General features: G+C 62.4%; 26 protein-coding genes. 16 read left to right on the top strand and 10 right to left on the bottom strand.

What is annotated here, in order from left to right; all coding sequences use genetic code 11:
* The first annotated feature begins 79 nt into the window (after positions 1-79).
* Positions 80-1,666 (top strand): FGGY-family carbohydrate kinase, encoded by a 1,587-nt coding sequence (locus ACSQ2A_RS14100; protein ID WP_436072742.1) that lies wholly within the window; start codon positions 80-82, stop codon positions 1,664-1,666.
* On the opposite strand, the gene ACSQ2A_RS14095 is transcribed toward ACSQ2A_RS14100, so the two are convergent.
* On the bottom strand, positions 1,663-2,670 hold the full coding sequence (locus ACSQ2A_RS14095) for a LacI family DNA-binding transcriptional regulator (RefSeq protein WP_436072741.1): 1,008 nt from the start codon (positions 2,668-2,670) through the stop codon (positions 1,663-1,665). The two genes, ACSQ2A_RS14100 and ACSQ2A_RS14095, sit on opposite strands and share 4 nt — an antisense overlap.
* A gap of 210 nt (positions 2,671-2,880) precedes the next feature.
* Here ACSQ2A_RS14095 and ACSQ2A_RS14090 point away from each other — a divergent pair, with 210 nt between their 5' ends.
* The 8 genes from ACSQ2A_RS14090 (at position 2,881) to ACSQ2A_RS14055 (ending at position 10,582) form a co-directional block, all read left to right on the top strand.
* Positions 2,881-4,203: an alpha-L-fucosidase gene (locus ACSQ2A_RS14090; RefSeq protein WP_436072740.1), complete on the top strand. Its 1,323-nt coding sequence runs from the start codon at positions 2,881-2,883 to the stop codon at positions 4,201-4,203.
* Positions 4,204-4,235: 32 nt separating this feature from the next.
* Positions 4,236-5,021, top strand: a complete 786-nt coding sequence (locus ACSQ2A_RS14085) for a DUF4037 domain-containing protein (RefSeq protein WP_436072739.1) — start codon at positions 4,236-4,238, stop codon at positions 5,019-5,021.
* An 85-nt stretch (positions 5,022-5,106) separates the two neighbouring features.
* A complete protein-coding gene (locus tag ACSQ2A_RS14080; protein ID WP_436072738.1) occupies positions 5,107-6,321 on the top strand; it encodes an ABC transporter substrate-binding protein in 1,215 nt (404 codons plus the stop codon).
* 66 nt (positions 6,322-6,387) lie between these two features.
* A complete protein-coding gene (locus tag ACSQ2A_RS14075) occupies positions 6,388-7,326 on the top strand; it encodes a carbohydrate ABC transporter permease (protein ID WP_436072737.1) in 939 nt (312 codons plus the stop codon).
* Positions 7,316-8,164: a carbohydrate ABC transporter permease gene (locus tag ACSQ2A_RS14070; protein ID WP_295414982.1), complete on the top strand. Its 849-nt coding sequence runs from the start codon at positions 7,316-7,318 to the stop codon at positions 8,162-8,164. Before ACSQ2A_RS14075 ends, ACSQ2A_RS14070 begins: the two co-directional genes overlap by 11 nt.
* Positions 8,165-8,176: 12 nt before the next feature.
* Positions 8,177-9,244, top strand: a complete 1,068-nt coding sequence (locus ACSQ2A_RS14065) for an ABC transporter ATP-binding protein (protein WP_436072736.1) — start codon at positions 8,177-8,179, stop codon at positions 9,242-9,244.
* A gap of 94 nt (positions 9,245-9,338) precedes the next feature.
* Positions 9,339-9,854, top strand: coding sequence for a 3-hydroxyacyl-ACP dehydratase FabZ (gene fabZ / locus ACSQ2A_RS14060; RefSeq protein ID WP_436072735.1), 516 nt, complete (start codon positions 9,339-9,341; stop codon positions 9,852-9,854).
* Positions 9,855-10,024: 170 nt separating this feature from the next.
* Positions 10,025-10,582 (top strand): flavin reductase family protein, encoded by a 558-nt coding sequence (locus tag ACSQ2A_RS14055; RefSeq protein ID WP_295414979.1) that lies wholly within the window; start codon positions 10,025-10,027, stop codon positions 10,580-10,582.
* 278 nt (positions 10,583-10,860) lie between these two features.
* On the opposite strand, the gene ACSQ2A_RS14050 is transcribed toward ACSQ2A_RS14055, so the two are convergent.
* The 8 genes from ACSQ2A_RS14050 to ACSQ2A_RS14015 form a co-directional block, all read right to left on the bottom strand.
* Entirely contained in the window at positions 10,861-11,778 is a 918-nt protein-coding gene (locus ACSQ2A_RS14050; protein ID WP_436072734.1) for an ABC transporter substrate-binding protein, read from the bottom strand.
* 70 nt (positions 11,779-11,848) lie between these two features.
* Positions 11,849-12,883 (bottom strand): LLM class flavin-dependent oxidoreductase, encoded by a 1,035-nt coding sequence (locus ACSQ2A_RS14045; RefSeq protein ID WP_436072733.1) that lies wholly within the window; start codon positions 12,881-12,883, stop codon positions 11,849-11,851.
* Positions 12,884-13,077: 194 nt separating this feature from the next.
* Entirely contained in the window at positions 13,078-14,013 is a 936-nt protein-coding gene (locus ACSQ2A_RS14040) for an ABC transporter substrate-binding protein (RefSeq protein WP_436072732.1), read from the bottom strand.
* 82 nt (positions 14,014-14,095) lie between these two features.
* Positions 14,096-15,871 carry an amino acid ABC transporter permease/ATP-binding protein gene (locus ACSQ2A_RS14035; RefSeq protein ID WP_436072731.1) on the bottom strand — a complete coding sequence of 592 codons (1,776 nt, stop codon included), beginning with the start codon at positions 15,869-15,871 and terminating at the stop codon, positions 14,096-14,098.
* 94 nt (positions 15,872-15,965) lie between these two features.
* Positions 15,966-16,511 carry a GNAT family N-acetyltransferase gene (locus tag ACSQ2A_RS14030; RefSeq protein ID WP_436072730.1) on the bottom strand — a complete coding sequence of 182 codons (546 nt, stop codon included), beginning with the start codon at positions 16,509-16,511 and terminating at the stop codon, positions 15,966-15,968.
* A complete protein-coding gene (locus tag ACSQ2A_RS14025; RefSeq protein ID WP_436072729.1) occupies positions 16,508-17,692 on the bottom strand; it encodes a M20 aminoacylase family protein in 1,185 nt (394 codons plus the stop codon). Before ACSQ2A_RS14025 ends, ACSQ2A_RS14030 begins: the two co-directional genes overlap by 4 nt.
* A complete protein-coding gene (locus ACSQ2A_RS14020; protein WP_436072728.1) occupies positions 17,692-19,026 on the bottom strand; it encodes an LLM class flavin-dependent oxidoreductase in 1,335 nt (444 codons plus the stop codon). Before ACSQ2A_RS14020 ends, ACSQ2A_RS14025 begins: the two co-directional genes overlap by 1 nt.
* Positions 19,027-19,041: 15 nt before the next feature.
* Positions 19,042-20,046: an MsnO8 family LLM class oxidoreductase gene (locus tag ACSQ2A_RS14015; protein WP_436072727.1), complete on the bottom strand. Its 1,005-nt coding sequence runs from the start codon at positions 20,044-20,046 to the stop codon at positions 19,042-19,044.
* Positions 20,047-20,281: 235 nt separating this feature from the next.
* Here ACSQ2A_RS14015 and ACSQ2A_RS14010 point away from each other — a divergent pair, with 235 nt between their 5' ends.
* The 3 genes from ACSQ2A_RS14010 to phnN all read left to right on the top strand — a co-directional run bounded on the left by ACSQ2A_RS14010 (position 20,282) and on the right by phnN (position 23,166).
* A complete protein-coding gene (locus ACSQ2A_RS14010) occupies positions 20,282-21,388 on the top strand; it encodes an NAD(P)/FAD-dependent oxidoreductase (RefSeq protein WP_436072726.1) in 1,107 nt (368 codons plus the stop codon).
* Positions 21,389-21,469: 81 nt separating this feature from the next.
* Positions 21,470-22,612, top strand: a complete 1,143-nt coding sequence (locus ACSQ2A_RS14005) for an alpha-D-ribose 1-methylphosphonate 5-triphosphate diphosphatase (RefSeq protein ID WP_436072725.1) — start codon at positions 21,470-21,472, stop codon at positions 22,610-22,612.
* Complete coding sequence (gene phnN / locus ACSQ2A_RS14000) at positions 22,609-23,166, top strand: phosphonate metabolism protein/1,5-bisphosphokinase (PRPP-forming) PhnN (RefSeq protein ID WP_436072724.1); 558 nt, start codon at positions 22,609-22,611, stop codon at positions 23,164-23,166. The genes ACSQ2A_RS14005 and phnN overlap by 4 nt, the downstream gene beginning before the upstream one ends.
* On the opposite strand, the gene phnF is transcribed toward phnN, so the two are convergent.
* Positions 23,163-23,888, bottom strand: a complete 726-nt coding sequence (phnF, locus tag ACSQ2A_RS13995) for a phosphonate metabolism transcriptional regulator PhnF (RefSeq protein WP_436072723.1) — start codon at positions 23,886-23,888, stop codon at positions 23,163-23,165. The two genes, phnN and phnF, sit on opposite strands and share 4 nt — an antisense overlap.
* Before the next feature lie 76 nt (positions 23,889-23,964).
* Here phnF and phnG point away from each other — a divergent pair, with 76 nt between their 5' ends.
* The 4 genes from phnG to ACSQ2A_RS13975 are packed head-to-tail and all read left to right on the top strand — an operon-like array spanning position 23,965 to position 26,981.
* Entirely contained in the window at positions 23,965-24,420 is a 456-nt protein-coding gene (gene phnG, locus ACSQ2A_RS13990; protein ID WP_436072722.1) for a phosphonate C-P lyase system protein PhnG, read from the top strand.
* Positions 24,420-25,016, top strand: coding sequence for a phosphonate C-P lyase system protein PhnH (gene phnH, locus ACSQ2A_RS13985; RefSeq protein ID WP_436072721.1), 597 nt, complete (start codon positions 24,420-24,422; stop codon positions 25,014-25,016). Before phnG ends, phnH begins: the two co-directional genes overlap by 1 nt.
* Position 25,017: 1 nt before the next feature.
* Positions 25,018-26,109 carry a carbon-phosphorus lyase complex subunit PhnI gene (locus ACSQ2A_RS13980; protein ID WP_436072720.1) on the top strand — a complete coding sequence of 364 codons (1,092 nt, stop codon included), beginning with the start codon at positions 25,018-25,020 and terminating at the stop codon, positions 26,107-26,109.
* On the top strand, positions 26,106-26,981 hold the full coding sequence (locus ACSQ2A_RS13975; RefSeq protein WP_436072719.1) for an alpha-D-ribose 1-methylphosphonate 5-phosphate C-P-lyase PhnJ: 876 nt from the start codon (positions 26,106-26,108) through the stop codon (positions 26,979-26,981). The genes ACSQ2A_RS13980 and ACSQ2A_RS13975 overlap by 4 nt, the downstream gene beginning before the upstream one ends.
* The last annotated feature ends 11 nt before the right edge of the window (positions 26,982-26,992 follow it).

Below are 26,992 nucleotides of genomic sequence, written 5' to 3'. Positions count from 1 at the left end.
CTGATGGCTCGGGCGTGGCCCCTAGCTCATCGCCACGCCTTCCGCTAAGGTCCCGCCGGGACCGAGAAGAGAGGGCGGCGTGTCGCAAAACCTCCTGGTGGGAGTGGACGTAGGAACCGGCAGTGCCCGGGCCGGCGTATTCACGCGTGATGGCAAACTATTGGGCCGCCACGAAAATCCGATTCTCATGCGGCGCACCGACGCCAACTTTGCCGAGCATGACAGCGAAGACATCTGGTCCGCCGTGTGCCTCGCCGTCCGCGCCGCCATGGCCGAAGCCAAGGCCGACCCGGCCGATGTCGTCGGCATCGGCTTTGACGCCACCTGTTCCCTCGTCGTTCGCGATGCGCAAGGCGCTCCGGTCACCGTCTCGAAAGACGGAGAAGATCGTTGGGATACAATAGTTTGGCTCGATCATCGCGCCCTCGAAGAGGCCGATGAATGCACGCGCACGGGCCACGAGGTGCTCCATTATGCCGGCGGCGTCATGTCCCCGGAAATGGAAGTGCCCAAGCTCATGTGGCTCAAGCGCAACCTGCCCAGGAGCTGGGCTCGCGCAGGCCAGATGTTTGATCTTGCTGATTTTTTGTCCTGGAAGGCTACCGGTTCGCTCGCGCGATCGCAGTCGACCCTGACCTGCAAATGGACCTATCTCGGCCACCGCACTCCAGGCTGGCAGCAGGACTTTTTGCAGCTCGTCGGTCTCGACGATCTCATTGAAAAGGCTGCACTTCCCGAAGTCGCGAGCCCAGTCGGCGATGACTTGGGCCCCCTAATGGAAACTGCCGCCGCCCAGCTCGGCCTCACCACCAATTGCCATGTCGGAGCCGGCCTCATCGACGCCCATGCCGGCGCTCTTGGGGTGCTTGGCGCCTTCGCGCCTGACGTCGATACCATCGACCGCCATCTGGCGTTGATCGCCGGAACATCGAGCTGTGTCATGGCTTTATCGGCCGAAGATCGCCCGACGACAGGCGTCTGGGGACCGTATTTCGGTGCCGTTCTGCCGGGCGTCTGGCTGAATGAAGGCGGCCAATCGGCGACTGGCGCGCTGCTCGACCATATCATCCGCTGGCACGGGGCAGGGGGCGAGCCGACGCGCGAGAAGCATCTGGCGATCTGTCGGCGCGTCGTGGAGTTGCGAAAGGTCGAAGGCCCGGAGCTGGCTAACCGCTTGCATGTGTTGCCAGATTTCCATGGCAACCGCTCGCCGCTGGGTGATCCCTTTGCGCTTGGCGTCATTTCGGGTCTGACGCTCGACAGCGACTTTGACTCTTTGTGCCGTCTCTATTGGCGGATCTGCGTTTCGATCGCACTCGGTGTCCGGCATATTCTGGAGACGCTGAACACGCGCGGCTATGCGATCGACACGCTCCACATTACCGGTGGACATACAAAAAATCCTTTGCTGATGGAGCTTTACGCTGACGCCACCGGCTGCACAGTGGTGGAGCCTTCGACGCCGGATGCGACCCTTCTGGGGATGGCGATGGTGGCGGCGAATGCGGCGGGGATTTATTCGAGTCTGGATCAGGCTTGTCTGGCGATGCAGCAGGGTGGGGTGTCGCGGGCGCCCAATGCGGCGGCGCGGGGGCAGTTTGATCGGGATTATCGGATTTTCCTGGAGATGCTCAGGCAGCGCCAGGCTATCGACGCGATGAACTAGATACGGCGGCAGGAGTTTCCGGGGACGAATTTCGGAGCAAGAACAAAGTCTTGCGGGGGTTCGTTCGATGCGTCCGGGTCGGTGATGCGGTGCAGCAGGCGGCGGGCGATGATGTTGCCGAGCTGGAGCGTATCCTGCACCACCATGGTGATGCGCGGGGTGATGACGCTGCTCCATTGCACGTTGTCGATCATGGCCAGGGAGATGTCATCGGGGCACGAAAAGCCTAGCTCTTGCATGGCTTGGAGTGCCGCTAATGCTACCGCATTGTTAGCACCGAGTATCGCCGTTGGCCGTTCTGGTTGTATCAGGAGACGCATTGCGGCTTCGTAGCCCGCCGAGCGCGTGAATTGACCGTCGACGACGTAGTTTGGGTTCACCTCCACCCCTGCGCTGGCCATGGTTTCGACGAAGCCACGATAGCGCTCCGAGGCGGTGTGCATGTGCTGCGGACCGGCGATGAAGGCGATGCGGCGGTGGCCGAGTTGCAGCAGGTGCTCGGTCAGCATGGCGCCAGCAAGGAAATTATCAGAGCCGACGAAGTCGCGCTCGATGCCGGCGACTTTCTGGTCGAAGCAGACCATGGGGACTTTGATCGACTCCACGAATTTCACATAGTCGGGGCCGAAGCTTGAGGGGGCGAGGGCGAGGCCTGCGATCTTGAGGCCGATCAGGTGCTCGATGAGGTCGCGCTCGCGATCGGTCTTGCCCGAGGAGTCGGTGATGAGGACGAAGTGCTCGTGCTCGAGCGCGTAGTTTTCGAGCTCGCGGCGGATGTCGCCAAAGAAGGGGTTGCCGACATTGCCGACGACGAAGCCGATCATGCGGCTGCGGCCGCGGGCGAGGCTCTGCGCCAATGGGTCTGCGACATAGCCTACCGCAGCGGCGGCGTTGCGGATGCGTTCCAGCGTGCGGGCGCTGACCCGGGCTGGACTGCTGAAGGCCAGGGAGACTGTCGAAACAGACACTTCGGCGATTTTGGCGACATCCCGGATCGTGGCCATCAGGCTCCTTCTCGAACCGCTTCTATGCCTCATTGATGGGTATGAGGCACGTTCTTCATTAACGATACTGTTGTGATACCTAGCATTTGCGGGGCTGTGTGCAACGAAAATGTTACTTCTTTGACCGTTTTCGTGAAGGGGTTGACATCGGCGCTGCATGATTCAAGGATAGTCATCGAACCGGTTCGATAGATCGGTAAGGAGGATGGATTGGATAGCGCTCTTATTACCAGCGGCGGTGTAGACGCGGCGGACGGCAAGGCTTGGTTCCCCCAGGACCGATTTGGCATGTTCATCCATTTCGGGCTTTATGCGCTGGCCGCGCGGCACGAATGGGTGCAGCACCGGGAGGAGATTTCTCCCGAGAACTATCGGAAATATTTCGAGAATTTCGATCCCGACCTCTACGATCCCAAGGAATGGGCGCGCCGGGCGCGCGAGGCCGGGATGAAGTATGTGGTGCTGACCGCAAAGCACCATGAAGGCTTCTGCCTCTGGGACAGCAAGTTCACCGACTACAAGGCGACCAATACGCCTTACGGCAAGGACCTGTTGAAGGCCTATGTTGAAGCGTTCCGGGCTGAAGGGCTCAAGGTCGGTTTCTATTATTCGCTCATCGACTGGCACCACCCGCAGTTTCCGATCGACGGCATCCATCCGCTTCGCAACCATGCCGATGCGCTGGAGATGAACAAGACGCGCGATGTCCGGCACTATGCCGAATACATGCGCAACCAGGTGACGGAACTGCTCACCCAGTTCGGCGAAATCTCGGTGATCTGGTTCGACTTCTCCTATCCCAACCGCGAGCATCGCGGCATGCCGGGCAAGGGACGCAATGACTGGGAAAGCGAAGAGCTGATCGGTCTCGTGCGCAAGCTGCAGCCCAATATCATCGTCGGCGATCGTCTCGACCTGCCGACCGATGGCAATTTCCCCAAGGATCTGGCGACGCCGGAACAGTATACGCCGCGTGTGGCGCCGACCATCAATGGTCAGCCGGTGCGCTGGGAAGTGTGCCACACGCTGTCCGGCTCTTGGGGCTATCACCGCGACGAGGGTACCTGGAAGGATGAGGGTCAGCTCATCAATATCCTCGTCGACACCGTGGCGCTGGGTGGCAACCTCTTGATGAATGTCGGGCCGACGGCGCGCGGTACGTTCGACGCGCGTGCCAACAAGGCGCTGGCGAGCTATGGCGAGTGGATGGACGTCAATTCGCGTTCGATCTATGGCGCCGGTCCCTCGGAGTTCAAGGCGCCGAACGGCACCAAGTTCACCCAGAAGGGCAATCGTCTCTATCTGCACCTGCAGAACTGGCCGTTCCGCCATGTCCATATCGAAGGGCTGGGGCGCAAGGTGAAGTATGCGCAGTTCCTGCACGATGCGAGCGAGATCCACTGGCTCGATCCCGATGCCGAGGTCGACTCCAATATCGGTGTGGCCGTTGGCGACGGCATTCTTACCCTGGAACTGCCGGTGCTGAAGCCGGACGTGGTTTCGCCCGTCGTCGAACTGTTCCTCAAGGATTGAGCGGGGTTCAGACCAGAAGACCGGTTAGCACCATGAACCAGGAAGCCGAGCTCATTGCCGCGATGGCGCCGCTCATCGCGGACCTGGCCGAGAACGGCAGGGGCGCAGTCGCCCTTGCCGGATCGCGCGGCAAGGGGCGGGCGGATGCGCAGTCGGACTATGACTTCCGGGTCTATGCCGATGCCTATCGCGGGCCGGATGTCGAAAGCACGCCGCAGTGGCGCCGGTTTGAAGAAACCATGCGCCATTGGGAAGAGAAGGGCTTTCGCATGGATGGGGTCTGGATGCGTTCCTATGCGGGGGTGCACCGCGATCTCGCCGCCTGGATCGATGGTGCGCCGGTCGACAAGAGCTTTGAGTGGACGATCTGGGGCTACCATCTGCCGACCGATCTTGCGAACCAGCAGATCGTTTCCGATCCCGACGGCGTGCTGGCCGGCTGGAAGGCGCAACTGGTGTGCTACCCCGAGGCGCTGCGGGCGGCTGTGTTGCGCCAGTATCGCGAAATTCTCGCTTATTGGGCGCAGGACTATCACTACGAAAGCAAGGTGGAGCGGCGGGACCTGGTGTTTCTCGTCGGGCTCAGCGGGAAGCTCGCCAATGCGATCCTGCAGGTCGTTTTCGCCTTCAACCGCGTCTACTACCCCGGCGATGGCTGGAACCTGCCGATGGCGGCAGAGCTCAAGCACCTGCCGCCGGACTTCATCCCGCGCATGACACAGATGCTGGAGCTGGGCGGCGATGCCGATGCCTGGCGGCGGCAGCGCGCCGAATTCATCACCATGGTCCATGACCTGGAGGTGTTGCTTGCGGCCTGAAAGGGCTGCCCGACCAGCCGGAGCCCAAGAACTCCGGAACGACCGAATTTGCCGATCAACCTGTAGTTACTGAGGAGAGACTACCGTGAAACTGACCACCGTTCTGGCTGCTGCGTTTCTCGCAAGCAGTGCCTTCATCGCCACCGCGCAAGCCCAGGAGCAGGTGAACCTGACCTGGCAGATGTGGGGCGACGAAAAGGATGCCGCGCTCTGGAAGAGCCTGGCTGACCTCGTGACCGAAGAATATCCCAACATCACCGTGACGGCCCAGATTTCGGGCTGGACCGACTACTGGACCCGCCTGCCGGTGCTGGCTTCGTCCGGCCAGATCGGCGACCTCGTGGCCATGCAGTCCATGCGCATGCCGAGCTTCTATTCCATTCTCGAACCGCTCGATGCGCATTTCGAGAGCGATGGGTTCGACACTTCGGTGTTCGAAAGCTCGATCATTGCCGGCCTCGGCCATGACGGCACGCAATATGCGCTGCCCTATGACGTCGGCCCGTGGATGGTCTACTACAACCGCGACCGGTTTGCGGAAGCTGGCGTTGCCGAACCCGCGCTCGACTGGACCTTTGATGACTTCAAGGCTGCGGCCCAGAAGCTTACCGAAGGCGAGAACTATGGCTATGCCGTGCAGGCCTTCGACTTTGTCGCCGGCCCGGTCGCGCTTGGTGCCGAATATTTCAACGACAGCAACCAGTTTGACGTGACCAATGCCGGCTATGCCGCTGCGGTCGGCAAGTTCGTTGACCTCGTCGCCGTCGACAAGACCTCGCCGGTCTTTGCTTCGGGCGCCGGCGCCATCACCGGCAGCGGCCGTTTCGCGGCAGGTGGTGCGGCCATGTATATCGACGGACCGTGGGTGCTGCAGCAGACCAAGGACAGCGTCGACTTCAATATCGGCGTGGCTCCGCTGCCGCGCGGGGAAGGTGAATCGCGCTTCATTACCGCCGGCTCGGGCTGGGGTATTTCGGCTACGAGCCAGCACAAGGAAGAGGCCTACAAGGCGCTGCAGATCCTGACCGGTCCCAAGGCTGCGGAAATCCTGGCTTCGGCCGGCCGTGCTCTGCCGGGTCGTCTTGCCGAGCAGAAGTTCTGGTATGACGTTGCGGCCAAGGATGTGGCCGGCACTCATGAAGTGCTCGACTATATGTTTGCCCATTCGACACCGTTCCGCCTCAACGAATACTGGAACGAGTTCGAAAACCTGATCACCCAGTACATGCCGCTCGCCCTCAACGGCGACTCGACGACGGACGCGGTGCTGGGCGACATCCAGAACCAGCTTCCCTTCTAAGCGCCGAAACCCGGCTGGTCGACGGGACCGGCCGGGTCCATTCTTACGCTGGATAGGGAGGAGCCCATGACGGCGATCAATGATGTGACCGAGGTAACCGGTAGCCAGAAGCGTTCGCGCTGGGGCAGCCGGCTGGATCGGCGGGAAGGGCGGACCGCCTTCTTCTTCCTGCTGCCAGGCCTTATCGGCATGGTGCTGTTTCTGGTGGTGCCGATCATCGCCTCGGTGGTGCTGAGCTTTACCAACTGGAAGCTGCTCGGCACGCCGCAATTCGTGGGCATTTCCAACTATGTCCGACTTTTTACCGCCGACCCGCAATTCTGGCCGGTGCTTCGAAACACGCTGTTCTTCACCGCCGAATATCTGGTGCTGAACATCGTCATCTCATTGGGGCTGGCAGTTTGGATATCCAGCCTCAAGATGGGACAGCGATGGTTCCGGGTGGTCTTTTTCCTCCCGACCTTCACCCCCGGCATCGCTGTCGCCATCGTCTGGATGCTGATTTTTGCGCCGGGCGGGTTCTTCGACTTCATCATGCGCTCGATTTCGGTTGAGATGCCGAGCATGCTGACCGACCAGACCCTGGCCATGCAGGCGATCATTATCGTCTCGCTCTGGGCAGGCGTCGGGTACAATACGGTGTTGTTCAATGCCGCGCTCGACATGGTGCCGCAGAGCTATCTCGAGGCGGCGCGGATCGATGGCGCCAATGCCTGGCAGCGGTTCTGGAAGATCCGGTTGCCGCTGATTTCGCCGACGCTGTTTTTCGGCACGGTGATGACGGCGATCACCTCGCTGCAGGTTTTCGACCAGATCTACGTGATGACGCGCGGCGGGCCGGGCAATGCCACGGCAACCCTGGGCTATGCGATCTATCAGCGTGGCTTCCAGAATTTCCAGATGGGTTATGCCTCGACCATCGCCTGGGTGATGTTTGCCATGATCATGGCCCTCACCGCCGTGCAGTTCTGGCTCCAGCGCAAGTGGGTGCACTATGACAACTAAGTCCCGTACGCGGCTTTCCCTGGCGCTCGACATTCTCAACCATGGCGGTCTGCTTATCGTCGCGCTGCTGTTTCTGTTCCCGTTCTTCTGGATGGTGACCAATGCGGTGCGCAGCAATGCCGAGGTCATGGCCTATCCGGTGCGCATCCTGCCGCATGTGTTCGAATGGGATAATTTCGCCAAGGCCTGGACGCAGCTGCCGTTCGGGCGGTTCTTCTTCAACAGCATGTTTGTCTCGGTGAGCGTGACGATCATCACCGTGATCGTGTCGTGCCTTTCGGGCTATGCCTTTGCACGGCTCAAATTTCCGGGGCGCGATGCGCTGCTGATGGCGTATCTGGGCACGCTGATGGTGCCGGCGATCATGCTGATCATTCCGCTGTTTCTGATCGTCAACAGCCTCGGCATGGTCAACACCTTCCAGGGTGTCATCCTGCCGGTGGCTTTCGGGACTTTTGGGGCCTTTTTGATGCGGCAGTTTTTCCTCTCCATTCCGATGGAGCTGGAAGAGGCGGCACGGATCGATGGGGCTTCGCGGCTGCGTATCCTCGTCAGCATTATCGTGCCGCTGTCCATGCCGGCCATCGGATTGCTCTCGCTCTTCACCTTCATCGCGCAGTGGAACAATTTCCTCTGGCCGCTGATCGTGATGACGGGAACCGACAATGCGACGCTGCCAGTGGGTCTGACCTATTTCCAGACGCAACAGGGTACGCAGTGGAATTTCATCATGGCGGGCGCGGCGCTTTCCATGTTGCCGGGCGTGTTCCTCGCCATCCTGCTGCAAAAACTCATCTACAATTCCATCGCCCTCAATGCGGGCATGGGCGGCCGATAAAAGGAGGCCGAGATGGCCAGTGTTACCATTCGCAATGCGGTGAAAGCCTATGGTCCCATGCAGGTGCTGCACGGGGTTTCCGTGGCGGCGCGGGACGGGGAGTTCGTCGTGCTGGTCGGGCCCTCGGGTTGCGGCAAGTCTACGCTGCTGCGCATGATTGCGGGGCTCGAAAGCATCACCGATGGCGAGATCGATATCGGCGGTCGCGTGGTCAACGAGTTGGAGCCGAAGGAACGCGATATCGCCATGGTGTTCCAGAGCTACGCGCTCTATCCGCACATGACGGTGCGGGACAATATGGCGTTTTCGCTGAAGCTTTCTCGCAAGAGCAAGCAGGAGATCGAGAACGAGGTGCGGCGCGCCGCGGAGATCCTGGCGCTGGAGCCGTTGCTCGATCGTTATCCGCGACAGCTCTCGGGCGGCCAGCGGCAGCGTGTGGCCATGGGGCGCGCCATCGTGCGGCATCCGGCGGTGTTCCTGTTCGATGAGCCGCTGTCGAACCTCGATGCCAAGCTGCGTGTGCAGATGCGCGGGGAAATCAAGGCGCTGCATTCCCGGCTCAAGGCGACGATGATCTATGTGACGCATGATCAGATGGAGGCCATGACCATGGCTGACCGGATCGTGGTCATGCGGGCCGGGCGCATCGAGCAGATCGGCTCGCCGCTCGAGATTTATGACAATCCGGCCAATAGCTTTGTCGGTGGGTTTATTGGCTCGCCGTCGATGAATTTTGTCGATGGGACGGTGGTCGAGGAGGGCGGGCGGCTGGTGCTGCGCGATGTGAGCGGCACGCTCTGGCCGCTCGGCGAGAAGGCGCGGGCCTATGTCGGGCGTGCGGTGCAGGTCGGGATCAGGCCTGAGCATATTCGCGTGGTCGAGGGTGGCATTGGCGCTTCGGTCCTGAATATCGAACCGACGGGGTCGGAGACGCATTTGCAGGTAGAAGTGAGCGGCCAGCCGATCGTGGTTGTGGTGCATGATCGTCTTGCCGCCGAGGTGGGCGCTCCCATCGGGATTGAGGCAGACCCCGATCGTGTCACGCTTTTCGACCAGCAGACGGGGACGCGCCTCGCCTGATCTGTGCGGAATGCTGTCTTGCTCCAGGACTTTGCCGCGGGACGTGCAAAGTCCGTTTTCTGCCTTGGCTCTGCCTCACAATGCTGCAAGCGGTATGCGACGGCTCCCTTTATTGGTGGCCGTGATTCGAATGTGTGTTGGATTTGAGGAGCTTGTTGAGATGGTCGAGTTGAGCGCTATGGAAATCGGTGACCTGCTCAAAGTCATGCCACACCGCTTTCCCATGCTCATGCTGGACAAGATCGTTTCGATCGACGGCGACGACAGCGCGATCGGCGTCAAATGCGTTTCGATCAACGAGCCCTGGGCGCAGGGGCATTTTCCCGATCAGCCTATTTTCCCCGGTGTCCTTATCGTCGAGGCAATCGCCCAGGTGGCGGGCGCCATCGCCCTGCGCGGCCAGGCGGACGGCGAGCACGTAAATTCAATGCTTCTGCTCGGCGTCGATCAGGCCAGGTTCAGGAGCCCGGCGCATCCGGGCGACGTGCTGCATTTCCATTTGCAGAAGGAACAGAGGCGGCGGCAGATTGGCCGATATCGCGGGGTTGCCAAGGTCGGCGACAGGGTCGTCGCGGAGGCGATCATCACGGCAATGTTCGTGGCCAACTAGCGTCTGCCGCTGAAAGTTATTAGTCTATAGAATTAGTGGATATAAATTCCTCTCGGGCTGCGTACGACGGGAAACTGTGCTCCCTCGCGCCCTCCCGCGTTTCGGCGACCGGGGCTAGTCTTTCTCCAGGCTTTGCGTCCTTGCATTGGCGCGGGATAGGAGAACTGACGGTGTCGATTGTCGATTTTGCAACTTATGCGCCGGTTCGGCAGGCTGCGGATGCTGTCGATGCATCTGCCTTCAAGCAGGCTATGCGCAACCTTGCAGGTGCGGTGAGCGTGATCACCGTGGGTACGGGGGAAAATCGGACGGGCTTTACCGCCACGTCGGTGTCCTCGTTTTCGGCTGAGCCGCCGACCATTCTTGTGAGCCTTAACAAGTCCTCGTCGTCCTGGCAGGCGCTGCGTGATGCGGGGTCGTTTGCGGTGAATATTCTGACCGATGGGCAATCGGCGATTGCGGACCGGTTTGCTGGTCGTGGTGGGATCAGGGGTAATGATCGCTATGTGGGCTGGGAATGGAACCGGCTCGACAGTGGCAATCTCGGGCTCAAGAGTGCGGTGGCGGTGATCGATTGCGAGCTGGACGAGGCCATCGAGCGGCATTCGCACGCGATTGTCTTGGGACGAGTGCGCTCGGTTGAGCTGTCGACGGACCTGCAGCCGCTGCTTTATTGGCGGGGACAATACCAGCAGCTGTTGCCGACGCTGGATCCGTTCCAGAGCTGAGGTTTTTGGCCCTTTTGCATCGAAAGCCCCGGCGCTGATGGCGTCGGGGCTTTTTGTTGTTTTGAGCCCCCGTAGATCGGCCCGCCCCCGGTTTTCATCCCGGCGCAGGCTGGGACCCATCCTAAGATTTGGAGATGGGCCCGGGCCTGCGCCGGGGTGACAGCTGGTGGGTAGCCGCGTCGTGGCAAATCCTCACCAGCTGCGCTGTGTCCCTCACAAAAAAAGACCGGCGCACATGTGTGAGCCGGCCCAGTGGGGAAGGTGGTTGTTGGAAGAAATCAGGTTTTGGGCAGGCCGGGCGGATTGGTCTGCGAGGTTTCGACGGCTTCGGCGGCGATGTTCCAGCGTTCGAGGCTCTGGGCGTAGAGACCGTTCTCGATGAGGCCGTTGATGGCGATGGTGATGGCGTCGGCAATGCCTGCGCCCTTGCGGGTGGTGGCGGCGATTTCGGCCTTCACCGGCCAGCCGCCGCTCTGCACGCCGACGAGGCGGGTGTCGCCCGTAACGGCGGAGGAATAGGAGAGGGTCGGGTTGGGGTTGAACTCGACGTCAGCGCGGCCGGACTGGATGGCGAGGGTGCTGGCGGCGGAGTCGTCGTAGTACTGGACTTCGATGGGGGCGAGTCCGGCTTCCTTGTTCAGGCGATCCCATTCGAGGATGATCTTTTCCTGATTGGTGCCGGCGCCGGTGATGACCTTCAGACCCGCAATGTCCTTGGGTTCGGTGATCGACTGGATGGGGCTGTCATTGCGGACATAGAAGCCCAGAACGTCCTGGCGGTAGCTCGAGAAATCGAACTTTTCCTTACGCTCTTCGGTGACGGTGACGTTGGAAAACACTGCGTCAAACTTGCCCGAGCTGACGCCCAGCGGCCAATCGGCCCAGGCGGTGGCCACCAGATTGAGTTCGAGACCAAGCGAGTCGGCGACCAGCGAGGCGAGATCCGGGTCGAACCCGACCAGCGCCTGATTATCGGTGGCGTAGGTGGCGATCGGCGGATCCCAGGGGGAGACGGCGACGGTGAATTTGCCATCGGCCGCGAACTTGTAGTCGGCCGGGATGGCGGCGATGGCGGCCTGGTTCGGCTCTGCCTTGAGGCGGCCGGGCTGTTCGGGGCTGAGGTCGAACTCGGCGGAATGGGCCGCGCTGGCGAGGGCCAGAAGGGCAACGCCGGTGAGGAGGGATTTGAGTGTCATGTCGTCTTCCTTGTCCTGAGGGATGCGCTAGGGAGGTGTCTCCAGCGTCGCGCGGGCGCTGGAGCGAAGTTCATTCGGCCGCGAGTGGCGGCGCTGCTTTCGCTTGCCAGCCGAGGGCAGGGGCGATGCGGGTGATGGTGTCGGTGAGGATTTGTTCGTATTCCGCGCGCTTGAACTCGTAGGGGAGTTCGAGGCGCAGTTCGGAGACGAGGGGCAGGACCGGGTCATCGAGCAGCCATTCGACGATCTGTTCGGCGGGGCCGACGAGGTCGCGCGGGAAAAGGGTGCGGCGCTCGCCCTGTGGCTTAAAAGTGCGTTCGAGGCGTGAGGCGGCATAGGCTTCGTAGCGGGCGATGCGCGAGGGGGGCGCGGAGTCCGTGGGGACGATGACGCGGCCGAGGGCGACGCGGGCGGGGCGGCCATTGAGGGCTTCGCGCCAGGTGTTGATGAGATTGACCTGGGCGGTGTGGAAGTCGTCGGTGCCTTCGCCGGAAATGACATTGCCGGTGAGGAGATTGAAGCCGTTCTCGCCGGCCCAGCGGGCGGAGCGCTGCGAGCCGCCGCCATACCAGAGGCGGTTTGCCAGTCCCTCGGCGTGGGGCTGGAGGCGCGGGCGCTGGGGGCCGAAGGGCGTCTGGACGAAGGTTTCGTCGTCGCCGAGATAGGCGCCGCTGAGATTGTCGCGAAAATGCTTGATGCGTTCGTGGCTGAGGTCGTGCTGCTTCCAGTCGCCATCGTGGATCAAGTGGGCGATGAGATGGCTATGGGGCGGCACACCAGCGCTGAGGCCGACATTGAGGCGACCGCGCGAGAGCACATCGACCATGGAGAGGTCTTCGGCTAGGCGGAAGGGGCTTTCATAGCCGATCTGGATGACGGCGGAGCCAAGCTGAATGCGACTGGTGCGTTGGCTGGCGGCAGCAAGGAAGACAGCGGCGGAGCCGATGCCCGGTTCAAGATGACGCTGGCGGACCCAGGCGCCGTCAAAGCCAAGCTTTTCACCGAAGGCGATGAGGTCGAGCGTTTCGTCGATGCCGGCAAAGGGGGCGGCATTGTCGAAATTGCCGGGAGTGAGAAAGCCGATCTCTTTGATGTGCTGGGTCATTGGCATGGTCCGGAAAAGAGGGGCGCGGGCGGGACAGGGGAGGAGTGAGAACACCGCCCGCGCTAGAGACCGCTCGTTGTTGGGCCGAGCGATCCCAAACTATCCGTCGTCGTCATCAGGCCTGTCCGGGCAATCCATCCCGTCGAGGCATGGACCACCGGGACAAGCCCGGTGGTGACGACGGAGGGAGGGGCTCAGGGCTTCGGCAGGCCTGGGGGATTGGTCTTGGCCACGTCGATGCCTTCGGCGCCGAGGTTCCACTGTTCAAGAAGCTGGGCGTAGAGGCCGGTTTCGATCAGGTCGTTGATGGCGGCGGTGAAGGGTTCGGCGAGGCCCGAGCCTTTGACCGTGGTGATCCCGACTTCGGCCGGGAGCGGCCAGCCGGAGCTCACGGTGCCGACGAGCTTGGTCTCGCCGGTCTGGGCGGCGTGATAGGCCTGGGTGGAATTGGGATTGAAATTGGTATCGGCGCGGCCCGAGGCGAGGGCGAGGCCCGCAGCGGCGTCATCGTCGTAGTATTGGATTTCGACGGGGGCGAGGCCGGCCTGCTTGTTGAGTTCGTCCCACTGCAGGATGATCTTTTCCTGGATGGTGCCCGAACCGGTGATAACTTTTAGGCCCGCAATATCCTTGGGCTCAGTGATTGCGGTGATTGGGCTATCAGCCTTGACGTAGAAGCCATGGAGGCCAAGGCGATAGGTCGAAAAATCGAACTTTTCCTTGCGCTCCTCGGTGACGCCGACATTGGAAATGACCGCGTCATATTTCCCGGAAGCGAGGCCGAGCGGCCAATCGGCCCAGGCGACGGGGACGATCTCGACCGGTACGTCAAGCACTTCGCCGACGAGGCGGGCGACATCGGGATCGAAGCCGACGACGGTGGTGGCGTCTGTGGCATAGGTGGCGATGGGCGGGGCCCAAGGTGCGACGGCGATGCTGATGACGCCGTCCTTGGCCCATTTGTGATCTGCCGGGAGGAGTGCCGCGGCTGCGTCGTTCTTTTCGGCGTGGAGGCGATCGGTCGGGTTGGGATCGAGGCTCAGGCTTGTCTGGGCGAAGGTCGCCGGGGCGAGGATGGCGCTGAGGAGGAGGGCCGTGCCGGCCATGAGGAAAGTCTTGCGGGTGGTCATGTCAAATCCATTCGTTTGGACGTGCGCCATCCTGCCGCTGACCGGCATGGAAAGAGGGAGGAGGGCGCGGGTTTCTTAAGGGCTAGAGGACCTTGGCGAGGAACTCTGCGGTTCGGGAATGCGACGGAGTGCTGAAGAGGCGCTCGGGCGGCGCGATTTCGAGGATCTTGCCGCTCTCCATGAAGACGATGCGGTCAGCCACTTCGCGGGCAAAGCCGATTTCGTGGGTGACGATCACCAGCGTCGTGCCGGACTTGGCGAGTTCCTTGATAACGTCGAGAACTTCGCCGACGAGTTCGGGGTCGAGGGCCGAGGTGGGTTCGTCGAAGAGCAGGACTTTGGGCCGGAGCGCGAGGGCGCGTGCGATGGCGACGCGCTGCTGCTGGCCGCCAGAGAGATGGCGCGGATAGGCATCGGCCTTATCGGCAAGACCGACGCGGGCGAGGAGATCGCGGGCCTGAGCAATTGCTTCCTCGCGCGGCAGGCCGGCGACGGAGACGGGAGCCTCGATGACGTTTTCGAGGGCGGTCAGGTGGGGGAAGAGATTGAAGTTCTGGAACACCATGCCGACGCTGGCGCGGCGGCGGCGAATGGCGGGCTCTTTCAACTCATGGAGGGCGTCGCCGCGGCGTTCGTAGCCGATGAGTTCGCTGTCGATCGCGACGATGCCGGTATCGACGCGCTCAAGGTGATTTATGGTGCGAAGAAGGGTGGACTTGCCGGCGCCGGAGGGGCCGATGATGGCGACCACTTCGCCTGATGCGACGGTGAGGTTGACGCTGTCGAGAACCTGCAGGTCGCCGAAGGACTTGTTGACGCCGTGGATTTCGACTTCGCCGCCAATACGGCCGGTTTCGAAGCCGGCGATCGGCTTGCGGTCGGCGATGGTGGAGGTGGGTACAGCGGCCTGCGGCTGGGGCGCGTTGCGGCTGATCAGACGGAAGAGCTTGTCGACCAGCGGGGGCAGGGCTTCGCGACGGGCGCCGCGGGAGTAATACTGCTCGATGAAGTATTGGACGGTCGAGAGCACGACCATGATGATGAGGTACCAGACGGTCGCCACCATCAGCAGCGGAATGACTTCCAGATTGCGGCGGTAGATGACCTGCACGGTGTAGAAGAGCTCGGGGAGGGCGAGCACGTAGACGATGGAGGTCGCCTTGGCGAGGCCGATGATCTCGTTGAAACCCGAGGGCAAGATGGCGCGCATCGCCTGCGGCAGCACGATGTGGACCGCCTGGCGCCAGCGGCTGAGGCCAAGGGCTGCTGCAGCTTCGTGCTGGCCCAGATCGACGGAGAGGATGCCGCCGCGAATGATCTCGGAGGAGAAGGCAGCCTGGTTGAGGCTGAGGCCGATGATGGCGACGGTGAAGGGGCTCAGCGTCTGGACGGTATCGAACTGGGCCCAGAGGATGTCGGTGAACGGAACGCCGAGATTGATGCTGGCGTAGAGGTAGCCGAGATTGTTGAGCACCAGCAGCAGCACGATCAGCGGGATGGAGCGCAGGAGCCAGATATAGCCCCAGGAGAGGCCTGATAGCAGCGGCGACTTCGAGACGCGGGCGAAGGCGAGGAGGCCACCGAGGAGGAAGCCGATGACGGCGGAGATGCCTGTAAGAAGCAGGGTGCGGCCAAGGCCGGCAAGGACGGGCTCGGAGAAGAAATACTCGGCGAAGACTGCCCAACCCCAACGCTCATTGGTGAGAATGGAATGGAGCGAGATGGCGATGACGAAGGCGGCAAGGAGACTGCCGGCGATGCGCCAGGGGTGTTTTGCGGGAACGATGCGCAGCTGATGCAGATCGCGCGTGGCCGGGCGTGCCGGGGCTTCCGAGCCGATATCCGTTACCGATGCCATTGCTTCACCTATTGTCTATCGATTTAGTGGATATTAGTTTGAGCCTGTCGCCTGAAGAAGTGTTGGGCATGCTCACTTTGGGCGGGCGCAGGAACTATTTGCCCTGCGCCAGCGCCACTTGCGCATCGCTATTCCGGGCGGCGAGAACGCCGGCTGAAGCGGGTAGCGCCTTCTCGAAAGCGAGGATCTGGATGTCTTCGGGATTGGCTTCGAGATCGAAGAGCGCGGAATAGCCGGTGGTGAGATAGAGGCCGCGGGCCTCGGGCTGGCGAAAGCCGGTGGTGAGATAGACGCGCTCATAGCCTTGGCGGATGGCTTGCTCTTCGAGCTCGATGAGGACGCGCTTGGCGAGGCCCTGGCGGCGGAAATCCTTGTCGGTCCAGACGCGCTTGAACTCCGCGGTGGTTTCGTCATAGCGCATGAAGGCGCCACCCGCGATTGGGCGCTCATTGCGTAGCAGGAGAACGAAGGCACCATCGGGCGCAGCAAAACGCTCGGCGGGGTAGCGGTTCATTTCCTGAACGGCGCCGCCTTCCTCGAAATAGTTGCCATAGCGGGTCTGGTACTCGTCGGTGAGCTGTTCGACGAGCGGCAGGGCGACGGGATCGGTGGGGAGAGTGTAGAAGAAGCGGTCGGTCATGGCGTGGCCTCAGCAAAGGTGTTGCCGGAAAGAAAGTCCTCGACGAGGTGCACCCAATAGCGGGCCGCGTCGGGGATGATAGCGTCGTTGAAATCGTAGCGAGGGCTATGGAGGTCGGCGCTGTCGCCATTGCCGAGGAAGAGATAGCTGCCCGGGCGCTTTTCGAGCATGAAGGCAAAATCTTCGCTGGCGGTGATGGGGCGCAGGCTTGGGTCCAGGCGGTCGGCGCCGAAGTGGCGCTTTGCGACCTCGCGGGCGAAATCGGTCTGCGTCGCGTCGTTGACGAGGACGGGGTAGCCGGTGGGGTAGCGGAGGTCCGCCGTGGCGCCGTAGGAGGCGACGTGGGCGTGGACCAAGGCGGTGATGCGCTCGCGAATAGACTGGCGCACCGTTTCGTCGAAGGAGCGGACGGTCAGTTGCAGTTCGACGCTGTCGGGGATGACATTGGGAAGGCTGCCGCCGTGGATGGAGCCGACGGTGACGACGGCGGCCTGCAAGGGATCGACGTTACGCGACACGACCGTCTGCAGGGCGAGGATGAGGCTCGCAGCGATGACGACGGGGTCGATGGACAGGTGTGGCTTGGCGCCGTGGCCACCTTTGCCCTGGATGCGGATGATTGCCATGTCGACCGAGGCCATGGCCGGGCCTTCAAGGAAGGCGAACTGGCCGGCGGGAATGCCGGGCCAATTGTGCAGGCCGAAGATGGCGTCGACGGGAAAACGCTCGAAGAGGCCGTCATTGATCATGGTACGGGCGCCGCCGCCGATTTCTTCGGCGGGCTGGAAGACTAGGCGGACTGTGCCGGAGAAATTGCGAGTCGCTGCCAGCTTCTGTGCGGTGGCGAGGAGGATGGTGGTGTGACCATCGTGACCGCAGGCGTGCATCTTGCCGGGGCTTTGGCTGGCGTAGTCGAGGCCAGTGACTTCCTCGATGGGAAGGGCGTCCATGTCGGCGCGGATGCCGATGGTTTTTTCACCGGGGCCGACGGTGAGCGAACCGACAACGCCTGTGCCGCCGATGCCGGTTTCGACCTCAAAACCCCAATCGCGGAGGTAGTTGGCGACGAGGGCGCTGGTCTCGTGCTCGGCATAGGCGAGCTCGGGGCGCGTATGGAGGAAGCGCCGGAGGGCCTTGAAATCCTCCGACGTTTCGGGTTTTAGGGGCGCCGCAAAGCCCATCAGCCGGCGGCCTTTTCTTCTGCCAGCGCATAGCGGCTTTCGCGGAAGGGCAGGCTAAGGTGATCGCGCAGCGTCGAGCCGATCTGCTCACGGCTGTGGCGACCCCGCTTTTCGAGAATGGGCAGGACGTGTTCGTCAAAGTCCTTCCAGCCCTGGGCGGAAACGGGGAAGCCGAGGACAAAGCCATCGGCGGCGCCGGCGTCGACCCATTCGATGATCTTGTCGGCGATCTGTTCGGGCGTGCCCTGGAAATCGCTGCGCGGCGTCGTCTGTTCTAGTGCGACTTCGCGCAGGGTCTGGCCGCGTTCCCTAGCGCGCGACTTGATGCGATCGGTACCGGACTGGAAATTGTTGCGGCCGATATCGCCCAGTTCGGGAAAGGGCGCGTCGAGATCGTATTGGCTGAAATCGTGGTGATCGAAGAAGCGGCCGAGATAGTTCAGCGCTTCCTTGACGTTCACGAGGCCCGCGATCTCCTGGTATTTGCGCTCGACCTCTTCTTCGGTCGAGCCGACGATGACGCCGATGCCGGGCAGCACCTTGATCGCATCGGCGCCGCGGCCATGGGCGACGGCGCTTTGCTTGAGCTTTTGGGTGAGGGTGCGGTTTTCCTCGATATTGGTGGAATTGGCGAAGACCGCATCAGCGTGGCGGCCGGCGAGTTCGATGCCAGCCGGGGAGCCTCCGGCCTGGAACAGCACGGTCTGACCCTGGGGCGAGCGCTGGATATTGAGCGGGCCTTCGGTGGAGTGGAATTTGCCTTTGTAGTTGAGGCGATGCAGCTTTTCGAAGTCGGCGAATTGGCCGGTGGCGCGGTCGCGGGTGAAGGCATCGTCGTCCCAGGAATCCCATAGGCCCTTGACGATATCGATGTGCTCGGCGGCAATTTCGTAGCGCAGGGCATGGTCGGGGTGCTGGGCGCGGCCGTAGTTGCGGGCGGAGCCTTCGAGCGGCGAGGTTACGGCATTCCAGCCGGCGCGGCCATTGCTCAGGAGATCAATGGAGCCGAACTGGCGGGCGACGGTGAAGGGGTCGCTGTATGACGTCGAGAGCGTGCCGACGAGGCCGATCTTGCTGGTGGTGGCGGCCAAGGCCGAAAGCAGGGCGATCGGTTCGAAGCGGTTGAGGAAATGCGGGATGGACTGCTCGTTAATGTAGAGGCCATCGGCGACGAAGGCGAAGGCAATGCCTGCGGCTTCGGCCTTGAGGGTCTGGTCGAGCAGGAACTGGAAATTGACGGAGGCGTCGGCGGGGCCGCTCGGGTGCTTCCAGGCGTTCATGTGTCCGCCGGGGCCGTGCAGCATCAGGCCGAAGGGAATGCGGTTCTGAGTCATTTGGATCTCCAGGGATCAGGCGGAAAGGGCGGTGGGCGTGGTCTGGCGCGCAGACGCGATCAGCTCGATGGCGTCGAGGCGGCTGTCGCCGGGATTGGCGAGGTCGAGGATGAATTCCTCGATGCCGTATTGGCGGGCGAGGGCATCGGTGGCAGCGATGATGTCGTGACCCGTGCCGGCGAGGACATTGGCCTTGCGCTTTTCGACCGTGTAGTCGGTGACGCCGGCCTGGCGGGCATATTCGGCGGCCTGGGCCTCGCTGCCCACGGTGACGCTCTGGCCCCCGGGAATGGTGACGCGATAGGGCGTGAAGGCTTCGGCGGTTTCGCGGGCCTTGTCGCCATCTGCGGAGACGATTGCCGCCAGTGCAACGATGGGCGTGCGGTGGGCGAGATCGCGATAGGTGGAAATGGCTGAAGCGAGGGCGACGTCGTCGCCATTGAGATGCCGGGCGAATACGAAATGCCAGCCGAGCTCGGCTGCGAGGGTGGCGCTTTCGACCGATGCGCCGAGGAGGAATTTTTGGCCTTCGGCGGTGGGGGCGGGCGTAGCGGCCAAGCCCTCGGTGCGGGTGTCTTTGCCGACGCCGAGATAGGCGTCGAGTTCGCGCAATTGGGCCGCGAAGTCGGGCCGGCTTTCCGCGCTGCGGCCGACTTGCAGGGCACGGGTGGAGAGGGGGAGCCCGCCCGGAGCTTTGCCGATGCCGACATCAATGCGGCCGGGGGCGAGGTTTTCGAGGAGGTTGAAGTTTTCCGCGACCTTGTAGGGGCTGTAGTGCTGCAGCATGACGCCGCCGGAGCCGACGCGGATGGTTTTGGTTGCCGAAGCCAGCGCGGCGATCAGGATTTCAGGGGAGGAACTGGCGAGCTCGGGCGTGTTGTGGTGTTCCGCGACCCAGAAGCGCTCATAGCCAAGAGCCTCGGCGCGCTGCGCGAAAGCGATGGTGCGGCGCAGGGCGGTCGTGGCGGATTCGCCTTTTGCGATCGGGCTCTTGTCGAGCAGGCTGAGGCGATAGGACATGAATGGCTCCTCGCGGAAAACAGAGCCACATGTTAAGTCTACAAAATTGATAGATAAATGGTGTGTTGGCCGATCAAGCCCATAATGGCAAGGCTTTTTCCCTTGGCAGAGGGGTGGCGCAGGCTGGGTTCTGTCGCCGGGAGGCGGCGAGAAAGAATGTGCTTCTTTCGGCAAATGTGCGAGCAAAGCAATGGCCGCTGAGTCTTTTGCGACGACGCGGCGGCAAGGAGATGGAATGAAAGTATCGATCGTTGGCGCCGGCATTGGTGGGCTTTCGCTGGCCTGGGCGCTGCGGCGGCGTGGTGTGGACGTGACGGTTTTCGATCAGGGGCCGATTCCCAATCCAGTCTCTTCTTCCTTCGACGAACATCGCATTACGCGGCACACCTATGCCGGGCTCGATGGCTATGGCGCGCTGATGGTGCCGACCTTTGCGCTTTATGAGCAGCTTTGGCGCGATCTCGGGCGCAGCCACTACCTGCCGACGGGCGCGGTCTATGTGTCGCGGACGGATGAGGACTACTACGCGCCAACGGCACAGGAGTTGGACGGCTTGGGGATTGCTCATCGCTCGGTTTCCCTTGGAGAACTTGAGGCGCGGCTGCCTTTCGTCAATCTGGACGGCGTGCACTCTGCTTTTGAGGCGGAAGGGGCGGGGATACTGTTTGCACGGCGGATCGTTGAGGATCTGGCGCGGTGGCTGGAGGAGAATGGTGCTGATCTCAGGCCCAACAGCCGGGTGACTTCGGTTGATGCCGAGGCGGGGATAGTCACGGTCGATGGGCAGGCGTTTGGCGCCGATGTGGTTGTCGTCGCGGCGGGGGCGTGGATTGGTGATCTATTGCCTGCCCATGCGCAGGTGGCGGTGCCGTCGCGGCAATTGGTGCTCTATCTCGAGCCGCCGACCCAATACGCGGCCGCTTGGGCGGCGGCGCCGGTGGTGGTCGATATGGGGGCAGATTATGGCGCCTATGTCCTGCCGCCGCGGGAGGGGACGCGACTCAAGATTGGCGACCATGTGTTTACCCGGCTTGGGCATGGCAGCGATGATCGCATTGCCAGCGAGGCTGATGTGAAGCCGGTGCTGGCGGCGCTGAACCGGGCATTTCGCGATGCGGCGGACTACAAAATCCTTGAGCGCAAGGTCTGCTACTACACGGTGACGGATGACGAGCGGTTTCTGGTCGAGCCGATCGGCGGAGCTGGCTGGGTGGTCAGCGCCTGTTCGGGGCATGGGTTCAAGCTGGGGGTGACCGTGGGCGATACGCTGGCGCGGGCGCTGGTGGGAGAAATCTCCGGTGCAGCGGCGACGCGCTATCTTGCGGGCCTCGGTTCGCTCTGAGACTGTAGCGGCCTGTCGTCGCCCTGTCACATTGTCGGGCTATCGCACCGACCTTTCTCATTCGAACGCGCTGAAACGACCATGCAAGCCCTCGACTCGACCGTCCTGACCAATGCCCGCATCGTGCTGGCCGACCAAGTGCTTGAAGGCGCCGTGGAAATTTCTGGTGGTGTCATTACCGACATCGGAACTACGGCCAAGCGCGGCACGGATCTGAACGGCGACTACCTGATTCCGGGGCTGGTCGAGCTGCACACCGACCACCTTGAGACGCACTATGCGCCGCGGCCGAAGGTGCGCTGGCACCCGGTCGCCGCCGTGCAGGCGCATGATGCGCAGATTGCGGCTTCGGGGATTACGACGGTGTTCGACGCCATTCGCGTTGGCATCGATGAGCATGCCGATATGGGCATGGATGAGTTGCGGATTCTGGCCGATGCGATCACGGCTGGCGTCAATGCCGGGCGGCTGCGGGCCGACCACCTGATTCACCTGCGTTGCGAGGTTTCGGCGCCGGATTGTCTCGACAGTTTTGAGAAGATCATGGACCACCCGCTGGTGCGGTTGGCTTCGTTGATGGACCATGCGCCGGGGCAGCGACAGTTTGCCAGCCCGGATGCCTATAAGGTCTATTATCAGGGCAAGCTCAAGATGAGCGATGCTGCGCTGGCCGAGTTCATCGCCAGAAGGTCTTCTGAATCAGACACTTATTCCGACAAGCACCGCAAGGCGCTGGCGGCGCTGAGTGCCGAGCGCAACATTGCGCTGGCGAGCCATGACGATGCGACTTCGGCGCATGTGGATGAGGCCGTCGAGCTTGGCATCCGCATTGCCGAATTCCCGACGACGCTGGAAGCAGCCAAGGCGTCGCGCGATGCGGGCATGGCGATCCTGATGGGCGGACCCAATGTGGTGCGCGGCGGGTCGCATTCCGGCAATGTTTCGGCGCGCGATCTGGCAGCGGCGGGGCTCCTTGATATTCTGTCTTCGGACTACATTCCCTTCTCGATGCTGCAGTCGACATTCTGCCTTGTTGACGAGGTACCGGGGATAAGTTTGCCGGAGGCGATCAGTTTTGTGACGAAGTGCCCGGCCGAGGCGGCGGGGCTTGATGATCGCGGCGAGATCGCTGTGGGCAAGCGGGCGGACCTTGTGCATCTGCGGATCGAAGAGGGCATTCCAATCGTCCAGACCGTGTGGCGCGAAGGGCGGCGGGTGATATGACCGGCACTTTCGTCGCCGTGGTCGGCTCCAGCGGTGCCGGCAAGGACAGTGTTATGGCCTATGCGCGCGAGCGGCTGGCCGGCGATGTCGTGATCGTGCGGCGCGTGGTGACGCGGGATGCCGATGGCGGTAGCGAAGACCACGATACGATGACGCTGGACCAGTTTATGGCGGCGGAGACGGAAGGGCGCTTTGCCCTGAGCTGGCCGGCGCATGGCCTGCGCTATGGGCTGCCGGTGGAACTCGAAGACGATCTGCAGGAGGGGCGGGTGGTGATTGCCAACTTGTCCCGTGCGGTCATTCCGCAGCTTGTGACGCGCTATCCGACGGCGGTTGTCGTTGAGGTGACGGCGGACCCGCAGGTGATCGCGACGCGGTTGGCCGGGCGTGGCCGGGAAGATGCCGAGGAAATCCGACGGCGGATGGATCGCAGCGTTGGCGTCAGGCTGCCGGCGAGCACGGTGCGGATTGATAATTCCGGTGCGCTCGATTTGGCGGGCGAGCAGTTTGTGTCGCTGCTGCGAGACCTTTTGCGTTTGCCGGCAAATACTTAAACCACGAGTTCCATGCGTTCGGCCGGGAAACGGGTGAGGGCGTAGGAAAGCGCTTCGCCGTCGGGATCGACGTCCACGGCTTCCGAGACCAACACGATTGCGCCGGGGGCGAGGTTGAGGGAGCGGGTTTCCTCCACGTCGACGTGGCGCGCAGAAATGCGGGTCGAGGCGCGGGAATAGTCTGAAATATCATAGCTTTGGAAGACCATTGTGGTCGACTGCATCTCCTTGATCCGTGCCGCGAAATCGGGGAAGCGGCGATAGGGTAGCCAAGTGGTGGAGCGGGAGATCGGCACGCCATCGGCAACCGACATGCTTTCCGTGCGAACGACCTTGGCGCCGGGTTTCAGGCCCAGTGCTTCCGCGACCCGAGCGGTGGCGTTTTCGATTTTGTCTGAGATGCTGACTGAGATCAGGGAGCCCGCCTGGCCCTTGAGGCCTTCGCGGAAACGTGTGCGCTTGCCGATGGGATAGCTCAATCGTCGGATGGAGCGCACGAAGGTGCCGCGGCCTTGTTCGGCGAGGACGACGCCTTCTTCGGCAAGCACCGCCAGGGCCCGGCGTACCGTGTGGCGATTGGCGGAAAAGCGTTCTGCCAGAAGGGCTTCCGTCGGCAGGCGATCGCCATTGGCGAGCTTGCCGCCGACGATGTCGAGGCGGATGGCGTCGGCGATCTGGCGCCAGAGCGCGACACCACCTGCGGCTGAATGCGATTTTGTCATTGCACTTTCACACGGGAAGCGTAGAGCGGAACTAGTTGGACTAGTTGTCTAGTTTATTAGACAAATCGAGGCAAGCATGACGACAGAGATTTCTGCCGAGCAACGCGCAAGAAAGCGGGCGCTGGATGTTCTGGCATCGGCACCGTCCAAGGCGTTGGCCGAGCGCTGGGCCGCTTTTGGCGAACAACCAGCGCATCAGCGTATTCGCGGACCAGAGACCGGATTGGTCATGGTGCGCGGTCGGGCCGGTGGCGGCGGGGCGCCGTTCAATCTGGGCGAGGCGACGGTGAGCCGGGCTAGTGTGCGGATTGTAACCGGGGAAGTTGGGCACGGGTATTGTTTGGGGCGCGACCTCGACAAGGCTGAAGCCATTGCGGTGATCGATGCCGTGCGGCAGCGCGATGTGGCCAGGGTGGACGCGGAAATTATTGCGCCGCTGGAAGCACTTGGCGCCGAGCGCGATGACGTGCGGGCCGAGGAAACGGCGGCGACGCGGGTCGATTTTTTCACCATGGTGAGAGGGGACAACTGATGCTTTCCCATGATTTTGGCGCTGGTTTTGCCGATCCGGTTGTCGATGCGCAGGCGGCTTTCCGGGCTGTTCTGGATGCGCTGGCGAACCCTGGAACGCAGCAAAAACTGGCGGGTTCGAGTGACGGTTCGGGTGCACTTGGACGTGAATTGGCTAGCACACTGCTAACGTTGAGCGACCACGACACGACCATATGGTTGTCGCCGGCGCTAGACGTGGACGCGGTGAAGGGTTTTGTCGGGTTTCATACCGGCGCGACCGTGGTCGACGATCCGGCCAAGGCGAATTTCGCGTTCGTGGCGCTCGGCGATGCGATGCCGGAATTGGCGCGCTGCAAACTTGGAAGCCAAGAATATCCCGATCGCTCGACGACCATCATTGCGGAAGTGCCGGAGTTGAACGGCGGCGCAAAGCTGGTGCTGCGCGGGCCGGGGATTCGCGAGACGCAGGAGATCGGCCCGGTGGGATTGCCGGGGAATTTCGTCGCGCAGTGGAGCGACAACCGCGAGCTGTTTCCGCGGGGCGTGGACCTGCTGCTGGTGGCCGGTGGCCAGGTGATGGGCCTGCCGCGCTCGAGCCGGATTGTGGAGGCGTAGGATGTACGTAGCTGTAAAGGGCGGCGAGGCCGCCATTGCCAATGCGCATCGCTTGCTGGCGGATCGTCGTCGCGGTGATCGCTCGGTGCCGGCGCTGCGGCTCGATCAGATTGTCGAGCAGTTGGGTCTCGCGGTGGACCGCGCCATGGGCGAGGGTTCGCTTTATGACCGGGAGCTGGCGGCGCTGGCGATTTTGCAGGCGCGGGGCGACCTGATCGAGGCGATCTTTTTGGTTCGTGCCTATCGCACGACGCTGCCGCGGTTTGGCTATTCGGAGCCGATCGACACCGGGGCGATGAAGATCGAGCGGCGTATTTCGGCGACCTTCAAGGACCTGCCGGGTGGGCAGATGCTTGGACCGACCTTCGACTATACGCATCGCCTGCTGGACCCGAGCATTGTCGGCGAAGATGCCGAAGTGCCGGCGGTTCGTGAGGCCGAGGATGGGCTGGCGCCGCGGGTGACGGACCTGCTCGGGCGTCAGGGGCTGATCGAGCCGGATGGCGAATTGGCTGAGGGTCAAGAGGTTGGTGATCTGACGCGCGAGCCCCTGGATTTTCCGCTGGATCGTGATCTCAGGCTGCAGGCTTTGGCGCGCGGCGACGAGGGCTTTCTGCTGGCGCTCGGTTATTCGACGCAGCGTGGCTATGGGCGGACGCATCCGTTCGTGGGTGAAATCCGGATTGGTGAAGTCGAGGTCGAGTTCGATATTCCCGAGCTTGGCTTTGCGGTGAGCCTGGGGCGCGTTCGGGTGACCGAATGCCAGATGGTCAACCAGTTCAAGGGCTCGGCAAAGATCCCGCCGCAGTTTACGCGCGGCTATGGGCTGGTTTTCGGGCAGGCGGAGCGCAAGGCCATGGCCATGTCGCTGGTGGATCGGGCGCTGCGGGCCAAGGAATTCGGCGAGGATATTACCGCGCCGGCGCAGGACGAGGAATTCGTCATTTCCCACTCGGACAATGTGCAAGCGACGGGTTTCGTCGAGCATCTAAAGCTGCCCCACTATGTCGATTTCCAGGCGGAGCTGGACCTGATCCGGCGCATGCGGGCCGAACACGAGGCGCGCGCTGAACAGCAGGAGGCTGCGGAATGAACGCCGTCGCGAACTATAACTTTGCCTATCTTGATGAGCAGACCAAGCGGATGATCCGCCGGGCCATTCTGAAGGCCGTGGCGATCCCTGGCTATCAGGTGCCGTTCTCGTCGCGCGAAATGCCGATGCCCTATGGTTGGGGGACGGGCGGCGTGCAGGTGACGGCGTCGATCATCGGGCCGGACGATGTGCTCAAGGTCATCGACCAGGGGGCGGATGATACGACCAACGCCGTGTCGATCCGGGCCTTCTTTGCCAAGGTGGCGCAGGTGCAAACCACGACGCATACGGCCGAGGCAACGATCATCCAGACGCGGCACCGTATTCCCGAGCGCAAGCTCGAGGCGGGGCAGATCCTTGTCTATCAGGTGCCGATCCCGGAGCCCCTGCGCTTTCTGGAGCCGCGCGAAACCGAAACGCGGAAAATGCATGCGCTCGAAGAATATGGGCTGATGCATGTGAAGCTTTATGAGGACATTGCGCGGCATGGGCGCATTGCCACGACCTATGCCTATCCGGTGAAGGTCGAGGGTCGCTATGTGATGGACCCGAGCCCGACGCCAAAGTTTGACAATCCCAAGATGCATCGTTCGGAAGCGCTGCAGCTTTTCGGGGCAGGGCGCGAGCACCGGATTTATGCGGTGCCGCCGCATACCGATGTGGTGAGCCTCGACTTTGAAGATCACCCCTTCACCATCCAGCACTTTGAGCAGCCGTGTGCGCTGTGCGGCGCTGAGCAGGTGTATCTCGATGAGGTCATTTTGGATGACCGGGGCGGCCATATGTATGTGTGCTCGGACACCGACCACTGCGAAGAGCGGCGGGAAGCGGGGCATGTCGGGGTTCTGGGGATGAAGGAGGCTGCGGAATGATGCGCCTCACT

It is taken from the genome of Devosia sp. LjRoot3, assembly GCF_964252865.1.
Taxonomy (GTDB): domain Bacteria; phylum Pseudomonadota; class Alphaproteobacteria; order Rhizobiales; family Devosiaceae; genus Devosia.
The sequence above is the reverse complement of the archived record's forward strand: the minus strand, read 5'-3'. Positions and strand labels throughout refer to the sequence as shown.